This is a genomic window from Candidatus Enterococcus leclercqii, from assembly GCF_009933135.1.
GTDB lineage: Bacteria > Bacillota > Bacilli > Lactobacillales > Enterococcaceae > Enterococcus_C > Enterococcus_C leclercqii.
Genome location: NZ_MAEH01000009.1, coordinates 119751 through 131369, shown reverse-complemented (window position 1 = coordinate 131369; position 11619 = coordinate 119751). Strand labels below are relative to the sequence as shown.

The 11619-nt window shown below is 46.6% G+C and carries 9 protein-coding genes; 6 read left to right on the top strand and 3 right to left on the bottom strand.

The window, feature by feature from the left end; genetic code table 11:
• Window positions 1-17: 17 nt before the first annotated feature.
• From BAU14_RS02840 to BAU14_RS02825, 4 genes are all read left to right on the top strand, one after another.
• On the top strand, window positions 18-1781 hold the full coding sequence (locus BAU14_RS02840) for an L-fucose isomerase (protein WP_161898572.1): 1764 nt from the start codon (window positions 18-20) through the stop codon (window positions 1779-1781).
• Between the two features lie 267 nt (window positions 1782-2048).
• Window positions 2049-2513 carry a MarR family winged helix-turn-helix transcriptional regulator gene (locus BAU14_RS02835; RefSeq protein ID WP_202622149.1) on the top strand — a complete coding sequence of 155 codons (465 nt, stop codon included), beginning with the start codon at window positions 2049-2051 and terminating at the stop codon, window positions 2511-2513.
• 78 nt (window positions 2514-2591) lie between these two features.
• Window positions 2592-3227 (top strand): YitT family protein, encoded by a 636-nt coding sequence (locus tag BAU14_RS02830; RefSeq protein WP_161898571.1) that lies wholly within the window; start codon window positions 2592-2594, stop codon window positions 3225-3227.
• A 174-nt stretch (window positions 3228-3401) separates the two neighbouring features.
• Window positions 3402-3926: a ClbS/DfsB family four-helix bundle protein gene (locus BAU14_RS02825; RefSeq protein WP_161898570.1), complete on the top strand. Its 525-nt coding sequence runs from the start codon at window positions 3402-3404 to the stop codon at window positions 3924-3926.
• A 312-nt stretch (window positions 3927-4238) separates the two neighbouring features.
• Here BAU14_RS02825 and BAU14_RS02820 read toward each other — a convergent pair whose 3' ends face one another.
• From BAU14_RS02820 to BAU14_RS02810, 3 genes are all read right to left on the bottom strand, one after another.
• Window positions 4239-5543 carry an alpha-L-fucosidase gene (locus BAU14_RS02820; protein ID WP_161898569.1) on the bottom strand — a complete coding sequence of 435 codons (1305 nt, stop codon included), beginning with the start codon at window positions 5541-5543 and terminating at the stop codon, window positions 4239-4241.
• A gap of 63 nt (window positions 5544-5606) precedes the next feature.
• Entirely contained in the window at window positions 5607-6116 is a 510-nt protein-coding gene (locus BAU14_RS02815; RefSeq protein ID WP_237580395.1) for a hypothetical protein, read from the bottom strand.
• Window positions 6117-6198: 82 nt separating this feature from the next.
• Window positions 6199-8073, bottom strand: coding sequence for a beta-N-acetylhexosaminidase (locus BAU14_RS02810; protein WP_161898568.1), 1875 nt, complete (start codon window positions 8071-8073; stop codon window positions 6199-6201).
• Window positions 8074-8286: 213 nt separating this feature from the next.
• Here BAU14_RS02810 and BAU14_RS02805 point away from each other — a divergent pair, with 213 nt between their 5' ends.
• Together BAU14_RS02805 and BAU14_RS02800 are read left to right on the top strand one after the other, a co-directional pair.
• Window positions 8287-9402, top strand: a complete 1116-nt coding sequence (locus BAU14_RS02805) for a glycoside hydrolase family 88 protein (RefSeq protein WP_161898567.1) — start codon at window positions 8287-8289, stop codon at window positions 9400-9402.
• A 14-nt stretch (window positions 9403-9416) separates the two neighbouring features.
• Complete coding sequence (locus tag BAU14_RS02800; RefSeq protein WP_161898566.1) at window positions 9417-11399, top strand: heparinase II/III family protein; 1983 nt, start codon at window positions 9417-9419, stop codon at window positions 11397-11399.
• Window positions 11400-11619: the final 220 nt, after the last annotated feature.

Sequence of the window (11619 nt, the reverse complement as noted above, 5' to 3'; positions counted from 1 at the left end):
TGAAAAGAGGAAATCATATGAACAATCCGAAAATCGGGATTCGTCCGACGATCGACGGCCGTCGCCGCGGAGTACGGGAATCACTGGAAACACAAACTATGAATATGGCCCAGAGTGTCAAAAAATTTTTGGAAGGCAGCCTGTGTTATCCAAATGGTGAAGCGGTTGCCTGTGTCATTGCCGACTCAACCATCGGCGGGGTTAAAGAATCATTAGATTGCCAGCAAAAATTTCGGCAAGAAAACGTCGGTCTCACCATTACTGTGACTCCTTGCTGGTGTTATGGGACTGAAACCATGGACATGGATCCGACACTGCCTCACGCGGTATGGGGATTCAATGGCACGGAACGTCCGGGTGCGGTATATCTGGCAGCCGTTTTGGCAGGGTATGCTCAAAAAGGGATCCCGGCTTTTGGCATCTACGGTCGCGACGTCCAAAATTCTGACGATACTGCCATCCCAAAAGATGTGCAAGAAAAACTGTTGACCTTTGCCAAGGCCGGATTGGCGGCAGCTCAGATGAAAAATACCGCCTATCTTTCAATGGGCTCGGTTTCGATGGGAATCGCTGGTTCAGTTGTCAAAGATGATTTCTTCCAAGAATACTTGGGCATGCGCAATGAATATATTGATATGTCAGAGTTCACTCGCCGTATTGAAGAAGAGATCTATGACAAAGAAGAATACCAACAGGCTTTGGCTTGGGTCAAAGAAAACTGTCACGAAGGGTCTGACAACAATCCTGAAGGCAACAAGTGGGAAAAAGACGAGTTGGCGCAGCAATGGGAATTTGTTGTGAAAATGGCCCTCATCGCTCGCGACTTGATGATTGGGAATCCTCGCTTGGCTGAATTGGGCTTTGGGGAAGAAGCGCAAGGGCATAGCGCCTCAGTGGCTGGTTTCCAAGGACAACGGCAGTGGACTGATCATTTCCCAAATGGGGATTTCTTGGAAACATTCCTGAACTCCAGTTTCGACTGGAATGGTCCTCGCAGGCCGTATATCATGGCGACAGAAAACGACAGCTTGAACGGCGTGACGATGCTTTTCAACTACCTGCTGACCAATACAGCACAGATTTTTGCCGATGTACGGACATACTGGTCACCGGATTCAGTTGAAAAAGTGACGGGTTACCGCCTTTCTGGAGCAGCTGAAGACGGCTTGCTGCATTTAATCAATTCCGGTTCTGCCTGCCTGGATGGTACTGGCCAGCAATCAATCGATGGCAAGCCTGTCATCAAACCTTACTGGGAAGTAACCGATGAGGAACGACAGCACATGTTGGAAAGCACCCAATTTCGCCCAGCTACGAAAGAATATTTTCGAGGCGGCGGTTTTTCTACCAACTACCTTACCCGTGGCGGAATGCCGATGACGATGGCTCGTTTGAATCTGGTGAAAGGCCTCGGCCCGGTTTTGCAGATTGCAGAAGGCTACTCGGTAGAACTGCCGGCAGATGTCCACGAAAAATTAGACGACCGGACAGATCCAACTTGGCCGACTACTTGGTTTGCACCGGTAATCACCGGAGAAGGCGCATTTACAGATACCTATACGGTGATGAATAATTGGGGAGCCAACCACGGTGCTATCAGTTATGGACACATCGGTCATGAGCTGATTGCGCTGGCCAGCATCCTGCGTATTCCTGTCAATATGCACAACGTAGCTGAAGAACGGATCTTCCGTCCAAAAGCTTGGGGACTTTTTGGTACAGCTGACACAGAAGGCGCAGACTACCGAGCTTGCCAAGCATACGGACCATTGTATAAATAAATGGATCGTCTTAAAAAAGACACTACAGGCTGAAAAGCTTGTTTAAATTCAAAATAGCAGCGCTGATTTGTCGTTCACTAGATAAGTCAGTGCTGCTTTTTTTATTTTGTGAAATTTAGTTGACGAGAGCTTGAATTCGTTTTACAATTTTAAAGGAGTACGAATTCGGATTGTTCTTTGCTGTGAGAGAGGACAGCCGGCAATAAACGATCCGTGCTGGTTAAAAAAATCAGCGGATTCAATGCAGAAAAAGTTGAGGTGGACAAGATGGAGGAGCTGCAGGAGCTGCAGGAGCAAATACGGCGCCTAGTGTTGGCGGTAAACGTAATCGACGGAGTCTACTCGAAGCAGTGTAAAGCAATTGGCATCAAAGAAAATACTCTGACGTTACTTTACGCACTCGATGATGGGGCCGCATATTCCCAAAAAGAGCTCAGCGAAAAATGGTTAATCCCCAAGACTACTTTGAATACTATCGTCAAAGAATGTGTGGCAAAAGGCTATCTCCGCTTGGAACCGGCGGCGCACAACAATGAAAAGACGCTGCGCTTAACAAAGCGTGGCCGACAATATGCCCAAGAAGTTCTAGCCCCGGTTTATCAGACTGAGCAGCGGGCATTGGCCAAGACATTGACCGAATTTTCGCCGGAGTTCATTATTGCTTTGGAAGCATTTACTGATACCCTGCAAAAAGAAAATGAAACCTTCAAAGGCAAGAGCCGACATCTGTAGCGACGAAAAAACAGCCACAGATCGATGGCTATTTTCAATGGTCCAGTGACCATTTATTTATTTTTTGGAGGAATACACATGTTAAAAAACATTAACCCCCGCTCACTGATACTAGTGCTGTTGGGAAGTATGGTATTGTCTTTTGGATTGTTCAATATTCACTCGTTTAGCGGCGTGACAGAAGGCGGCGGCTTAGGTTTGACGCTGTTGTTGGATCATTGGTTTCACATTTCGCCGGCAGTTTCCGGCTTTGTCTTCAACATGGCATGTTACGCCGCAGGGTGGCGTATCTTAGGACGGGTGTTTATCGTCTATTCGATCTTAGCGTCGGTAGGCTTTTCTTTGAGTTACAGTTGGTTTGAGAGCATGGGACCTTTGTGGCCGCATATCGGAGAAACCCCGCTGTTCGCAGCAATTTTGGGGGCATTGTTCGTAGGCGTGGGTTGTGGCTTGTGCGTGCGAGCTGGCGGAGCACCCGGAGGAGATGATGCGATGGCCATGAGTCTCGCCAAACTTTTAAAAGTAAAAATCCAATGGGCGTATCTGGCTAGTGATTTAGTGGTCCTTTTATTATCCATGAGTTACATTCCGCTGAATCGCATCGGCTTTTCGCTGCTGACGGTGCTTTTGTCTGGCCAACTCATCGGAATCGTTCAAGAATTCAAGCTGCCGCGCTGGCTCCGAGGAACTAAAGGTTCTGCAATCAATTCTTGAGTGAAATCGTAATTCTGCCGTCACCTCGTTGTGACGGTTTTTTGTCTTGAAAAGGATTAATGATAAGTTGACAGACCTTGTCATGTTTTCCGTGCTAGACTATAAGTATAACGATGCTGGCGGGTTTATAACGGCACAAACTGCCGGTAGCCTGCACCATAAGGAGGAGAACAAATGGCCAAGCCGAAGACGAAAGAGCAGCTGCTCACAGCAGGAAATGAAACTTTTGCAAAACTGCAAGAATTGATTGGGAAAATGTCAGTCCCAGAACAAATCGCAACCTTTCTATTTGAAGATCGGGACAAAAATTTGCGGGACGTCTTGATTCACTTGTATGAATGGCATCAGATGATGTTGGAATGGTATGAGGTCGGCTGTCTGAACCAGGGCACACCTCAGACGCCTGCCCAGGAATATAAGTGGAACCAGCTGCCACTGCTAAATCATGAAATCTGGCTAAAATACCAAGCAACTTCGCTGGCTGCGGCTAAAGAGCTGCTTTTAGGAAGCCATCGAAAAGTCATGGCGATAATAGAAGAGCTCAGCGACGAAGAACTTTTTGAAAAAGGGTATTATCCCTGGACAAAGACGACGAATCTGGCGGCCTATTTCATCCCTAATACGTCTGGACATTACAACTGGGCCATGACCAAACTGAAGAAGCATTTACGGGGATATCGAGGGGTTTCTCGACTGTAAAAAAATCTCTATGCGGCAGCTGGTGTAAAAGATATATTCTGTGTGGGCTGTGATGTGACTTGGCAAGTCGGGAGTAAGGAGTATTTTTATCAGCAGTTGGATCGGCTTTTTCTGGGTATGGAGGAAAGATATAGCCATGCTTTCAAATTGCGCTCAGGTTGCTATGATTGTCGCAGTTTGTAAGATTTAGAGCTGACTACTTTGCTTCATGCACATTGTGAAATCTCTGGAGAAGTGAAATTTTTTTTGTGATGAAAAGACGGGCAGTTTCGATTAGAAAACCGAAATTGCTCGTCTTTTACATATGGTTTATCAGTCTTTTAACAGGATCTCTACCACGGGAACTAGAACAGCCGGTTTTTCAATCGGCAGTGTGATGACGATATCTTCTGGGGCAATCACTGCTTCAGTAGAGGTGATGACCTCTTCGGGATCAAAGCCGCGATACTGGATTTCTGAGCCGTCGTTTAACAGGCGAATGAATTTCACTTTATCAGCAATTCCTTTTAAATGTAAGTTGCGGTAAGGATAAGAGAAAATGTGCAGGTACAGTTTATTGCCCCGCTGGGTGTAACGACAATCAGCCGGAGCTTCGTAATCGCCACAGTAACCGGCGCCAAGAATGGCTTCTTTATGCAGACGCATCCACTCGCCAATTTCGCGAGTCCGTTCCAAAGTCTTGGTATCGATCTCTCCACGAGGATTCGGCCCGATATTCATCAAAAAGTTACCATTTTTGGCGACAGTGTCGATGAGCATCTTCAAAAGCATCTCGCTGGATTTCCATTCAAGATTGTCTCGATCATAGCCCCAAGTGCCATACATGGTTTGACAAGCTTCCCATAAAACTGGTTTGCCGTCTTTTTCAAAAGGTTTATCCGGTTGGAACTGTTCGGGAGTCGTCACCCCGTGGCCTAAATCCAAGCGATCATTGATGAGCATGTCGGGTTGCAGGCGCAAGCAGAGCTGCTCCAGTCGCTGGCTGTCCCAATCTTTGGCACCTTTGCCCACAGACCAGCCCCAGTCTCTATGAGCGTAGGAGAAGTCAAACCACATGTAATCAATCTTGCCATAGTTGGTTAGAAGCTCTTCCACTTGTCCGGCCAAATAGTCCTGATATTTTTTTAAATCCCGCGTCTGATTGCTCTCACGATAGCTGGCAACCTCGCGCTGGGGATGCAGGCCATCGACTGGGAAATCTGGATGCTTCCAGTCAATCAATGAGTGGTACAAACCAATTTTGATGCCAGCTTTCCGCATTGCCGGCAACAGCTCTGCTAAAAGGTCACGCCCAAAAGTGGTATTGGTAATCTTGAAATCAGTTAGTTGAGAATCCCATAATGCAAAGCCTTCATGATGTTTTGTAGTGAAGACCATGTATTGGACGCCGCATTGCTTCAGCTCGGCGGCCCAGACATCGGCATCGAAGAGATCAGGATTAAAGTTTTCAAAGTATTTTTCAGCGTAGACTTCAGGATCAATTTGTTCGGTGGTCATTAGCCATTCGTGGCGAGAGGCCACACTGAAAAGACCGAAGTGGATAAACATCCCGAAGCGATCTTTGATGAACCAACTAGGGTCCGGGTAATAGTCAGGCCAATTGGCAAAAGTTGTCATGATTGTATACACTCCTTGTCGCTTTATTGCAGTTTAGGGCAGGTTAGCCAACTTAACAGCAGATTAGTCGATGAATTCAGTATTGGTCATATTGGTTTCTTTGATTTTCCATGCGCCGTCTTCTTTAACAAAGGTATGATGCGCTTGTGTGAGATGGTTGCGATACTTTTGCTTGCCGCGATTGACAGTTTTCTGCTGCGCTTCCACCAACATGGAAGCTTGTTCTTGTTTGACTACTTTGAAACTTTCCAGCTCATGAGAAAGATCGTATTCCGCAAAAAAATCATCCATTTCTTTTTGTGTCGCCTGCCGCGCAGAGGCTACCAAGGTATCGACGTAAGCGGTGGTATCTTCGTTGTTGGCGGCAGCTAAATTGGCTTTAAGCACTTCCAGGCAGGCAGTTGCTTCTGCTTTATTGTTAACCTCACCGGTAATTTCGACGGTTGTTTTCTCAGTGGTGGGTTCAATGACAGCTTCTGCCGGACCTTTACTGTTGTAGTTGATGTAAAGCAGGATACCAGCCAGTAAGACTGCTGCCAAACCAAAGCGCAGTAAAAATGATTTCAATTTCATAGGAATCTTCCTTTCTTTTAATCAGGACCCATTTTAGCTAGAATGGTTTTTTCAAATAGTAGTTTTTTGCTCCGAATGAATATCAGACGTCTGAGAGCTTGCTGGCAGAATAGATGCCGTGGAACAAGTTGCGTCCCACCATATCGTCTCCCAGCAGCCAAGGACCTTCAAATACTAGTCGAGGCGCTTCCAATTCCGGCAGCTCATTCAAAGCACCTTTCAGGTATTGATCCAAACGCCACGCTGAGGTTTCACTACGTTTGATTAAACCACCATAGCGCAGCTCCAAAATCTCCCAGCCAAAGGGTTTGTTCCACTGGAACCAAACTTCACGATGGCGTTCATGAAGCATTTCTAAGGCTGGTTTGAGCCGGTGGATGTCTTCTAAAACGGCTGCTAGGCTGTCACGGTCATGGGCCTGATAGGCAGTCCAGGCTTTTTTACCAAGAGCGGCCTTATGGGACAAAACTTCAGCCAGTTGCTGATAAAAAGCAAAGAGGGGATAAGTCACCGCTGTTGGCTGAACCGTAGCCAGCTCTTGTGCCAACTGTTGGTACCAGTCTTCCAAATCGTATTGGTTCAGTGTGCCATCGTAAATGCCAAAGAGCAAGTCTTCATAAAGAGCTAACTTACTGACATTAGAGCCGCCGGGATTGTCTTTAGCGACACCAGGGGTCTGATCAAAGCGATCCAACAACAAGAAATCTGCTGCCGGCTGCCCATGAAACATTTCAAAACGTTCGCTGATGAGGCCGAGTGTGGGCGCATCTCCATATTGCTCCTCTGCAAACTGCTGCAGCCCTAAAAGTGCTGCAATATGCGGAGTTTCCTGACCGTCATCCCCCCACAAGGTCGCATAAACTTCTCGAACACCTTCTTTTTTAGCTGCCGCCAAACCTGCAGCAGTCGTAGCAAGGGACTTGCCATAATTTGGAGCCAAGCCGTTCCAAGTCCAAACCCCGCCGGCAAAAATAATTGGCCGTTGTAGCTTCTTGTGGTTGGCAAAACTGGAAATATACTGTTTTTCGTCATGGTGGTAATAATCCCAATATACCATATCGACATTTGGCATATCGTCGATCAGATTTTGGGGGAATTCCACTTCGGGATCGTAATAATCTCCGGACTTGGTGCCGATTCTAAAGAACATATCACTCCACATCATTGCCTTCATACCGTATTTTTCACACAGAGGTACGACTCGATTCAAGTGTTTGGTCATGATGGAAAAGCGATTTTCTAATCCGTGTTTACCTAAATAATGCCCCAAGCCCAGATCGTGAGCCTCATCCATTCCAATATGAATCTGTCGAGATCGGAAACAACTGGAAACCGAACGAATCATTGCTTCGATAAAGGTATAAGTTTTTTCCTCATCGACTAGTAAAATATCGTGGGTATCTTTCATACCGATAGCAAAGTTCCAGCGAAGCGGTGTCCGCAAATGTCCCAACGTCTGGATGGAAGGAATCAATTCAACTCCTAGCTCATCCGCAAAATCATCCAATTCTCGCATTTCCTGCTGGCTGTAACGCCCCCGCATATGACCGAAGTAGGGATATTCCGGAATCTCATAGGTATCTTCCATATAAAGCATCACACTGTTGAGGCCCATTTTGGCGGACAAAGTGATGTATTCTTTCATAGCAGCTACTGTCAAAACCGCGTTTCGAGAGAGGTCAATCATCGGACCGATCTTGTCGAAGCGAGGTGTTTCTTCGCAACTGAAAACAGGCTCTTGTTTTTGGCGAGCTTGCCACAAAGTCAATGCTCGGAAAAGCTGAGGCTTGCTGCCATAGGTAATGACAGTTTTTTCCGGAGTGGTCGCGATACGAATCCGGTCGCCTTTTTGCAGCTCGATCATTTGTCCCCCCGATTCAAGAGTAAAACCTAATTGCCGACTGACAACAGCAAGAAATTCTTCCAGCGGTTCTTGAGTGATAAATTCGATTTGCATAAAACCCTTCCTTTTTCTTAGTAATCGGTTACAATGTTCAGTATACGGCTCACTATGGGAAAAGAAAGGGCTGTCACGAAACTACACAACGGCTGAGAAAAACACATACTCCCCCGCTGAAAGATACAGCATCAGCCTCAGTTCCACACATTGAAGCGTTTGCATAATTCGTTAAACTAAAAGTAAAGAAAAAATCCAACGAGGTGCAAATTTATGGAAAATCAGCAATGGGTGACAGAGGCTTTAGCAAAAGTTCAAGAGAAAATGACGGTGGTAAATAAACGCAACTTAGGCAAGATTCCTTATTCAGCCACAGACGGTGCTTACGATGATTTATCGGAAAGTTTTGTTGCCTGGTGGACCAACGGCTTTTTTGCCGGCAGTCTTTGGCAGATGTATCAGTATGCTAATGAAGAAGCTTATCGCGAAAATGCCGAGAAGATCGAAGAACTGTTGGACAATGCGCTGGAAGAGTACATGGGGCTGCATCATGATGTTGGGTTTATGTGGTTGCACACCGCCGTGGCCGATTATCGAATCACGGGCAATCAGCGCTCCCGAGAACGGGGCTTGCATGCAGCGAGTCTACTGTTGTCTCGCTTCAATCTGGCTGGCCGCTTTTTGTCAGCATGGAATTGCAACGTTCCCGGATGGGCAATTATTGATAGTTTGATGAATATCCCGATTCTTTATTGGGCAACAAAAGAGCTGAAAGATCCCCGCTTCAAACAAGTAGCGATGGCTCATGCTGATACTTTAGACCGTTATTTGATCAGAGAAGATGGCTCTGCGGGGCACATTGCCAGTTTTGATCCGGAAAGTGGCGAATTTTTGGAAATGGTCACAGGTCAGGGGTTCTCGCCGGATTCTGCATGGACGCGAGGACAAAGCTGGGGGATTTATGGCTTTGCCTTGAGTGCGCGGCACACAGGGGAAAAACGCTACCTGGATACTGCCAAGAAGCTAGCCAATTATTTTATCGGCAATGTCGCCCAAACCGGCTATGTTTCGCTGATTGATTTTCGAGCGCCGCTAGGGACTACGAAATTGGACACTTCGGCTACCGCCTGTGCTGCGTGTGGGTTGTTGGAGATTGCCGATCAGTTGACTGGTATGGAAGCCGAGTATTATCGCCAAGCTGCAGAAAAAATGATACAGGCGCTATTGGCGGAACACTGTGATTGGGATCCGACAACAGACGGTATCTTGCAGCATTCCAGCCATTCTTATCATCAGGAGAAAGAAACAGAGATTCATCTGGTTTATGGGGACTATTTCTTGATTGAAGGCCTGTTGCGTTTGATCAAAAAAGATTGCCATTTATGGTAAAAGGAGAGTAACACATGTCAATTACAAATCGAATTGGATTCTATCAAAATCGTCAGCAGCTGGAAAGCTGTTTACAAGCGCCTCAGTTTGCTGAAAGCTGGCAAGAAAAGCTGCGACTGGCAGATGCACTTTTGCAAGATACGATTTTCTATGATCAAGAGTGGGACATGGAGCGGGAGTTTCGACCGGTAACGTTTGAAGACGGTCGTTTCGACTGGAACCACGAGCCTTTTGGGGATCCTGAATGGACGTATATGCTCAATCGCCATCGTTTCTTTGTGTTGTTGATGGAAGTCTATCTTTATACTGGCGACCGCCGCTATGTCGATAAGCTGCTGGCTCTGTGGGAAGACTGGATTCAGCGGGAAACGTTGATAGAAGACCACTTGTGGACTGGTTGGCGGACCATTGAAACAGGTATTCGCTTGAAAAACTGGGTCAAGACGTTAAACCTGTTGGAGCTGTGTCCGGAAATTGAGCTTTCAGAGGCTTTGACCCAACAGATTGCAACATCCATGAATCAGCAGACTGACTACTTGTGCCAGGAAAAATTGATCAATATGTCCATGATTTCCAATTGGAAAGTCTTGGAACAAAACGGGGTTTGGCTAGCCTGTGCTCTTTATCCTGAATGGATTGAAAACGTGGAGGAAAAACTGGCCATCGCTGAAAATGTCCTGACTGTTTCAGCAGAGCTGCAGGTTGTACCAGACGGATTTCATTGGGAGCAGTCCTTTATGTACCACCACGAAGTCTGGATTGGCTTGGCGGAGATGCAACAAATTGCACAGCGTAATCAGCTGCCGGTACCGCCGGCAATCACGGATGCACTGGTCCGCATGACGAGTGCCTCGGTGGCTATGACTCGTCCAGATCGCAGCCAATCTCCTTATGGGGACAGCGATGTAGAAGACATGCGGCCAATTTTGCAGTGGATGGCATTGGTAACCGGTGACCCGCAAGCCAACTGGGTGGCAGGTCGCGAATTGTTTTTGAGCACGCTTTTTGATTATGGAGAAAGTGCCATTGACCGTTTGCCTCAATTGGATGCTTTGCGACCACTCGCGTTAGATCAGAACTTTGAAGACAGCGGCTTGTTGTTCATGCGGGACTCGTGGGATAAAGAGGCGAGCTGGACGTTGATTAAAAATGGTTCACAAGGCGGGGGTCACGGCCACAGCGACAATCTGCATTTTGAAGTGTTCCACCGGGAATCGCTTTTGTGTGATAACGGTCGCTTTACCTATGTGGAAGGCAGTCCTGACCGCAAAGCCTTCAAGAACGCTTCTGCTCACAACACAATTCTGGTAGATGGTGAAGAATTCACCAAACAATCCGGCTCTTGGGGATACGAAGGGACAGCACCAGCGCTGCCAAATTACCTGCGCAGCAAAAACGGATATGCGTATGCGGAATGCAGCCACACCGGCTATTTTCGTTATGGAAAAAATGTCCTGCTCACCCGTAAAATCTTGCACATAAAACCAGGAATCTGGATTGTAGCAGACGAGGCGATCACAAATGAAGACCATGAATACACCCAGTTCTTCAATTTTCCTAAAGCGGGGCGCTTAACAGCTACTGAAGATCATGGAGTCTATGAAGGAGATGAGAGTCGCCTGCATATCTATCCGTTAAGCGGACAGAAATTGACTGTTACTAATAGCGAGTATTCTCCCCACTACAATGAGCGATTGACCAGTGAAAAAATTCAGTTGACTACTCAGGGCAAAGGCCGCAGTGTGATGATAACCGTTCTGGCATTGGAACAAACAGCAATCACACGAGTGACGGTTTCTTCTTCTGGAAAAGAGTTGCCACAAGAAGATGCGACGGCTTTGAAACTGGAAAATCAGCAAGGCAGCTACACCATCTTATTTAATCACTTTGAAGATGCGACAATCATGAGCCGTAAAGCGGATAAATTAGACGGTCAGTTTGTTTATGGCCGAGTTGTAGTAGTGGAAAACCAGCAAGTGACACTGTTACGAAATTAAGAGAGTCACAACAGTTCAATCACTATTTTCCAAAGCAAACACTACCAAAGATGAGATCCAAGCAAAAGCCAAGTCACTTCCATTGAAAAACAGTGGAAGTGGCTTTTTTCATGGCTAAAAATTTCAAAGACTGGTGAACCTTTATTGGCAGGAGCAGCCATTCAAATTGCTAAAAATGTGGTCTTTAGTAGAGGAGCTATAAGAAAAACAGCGTGTTGAA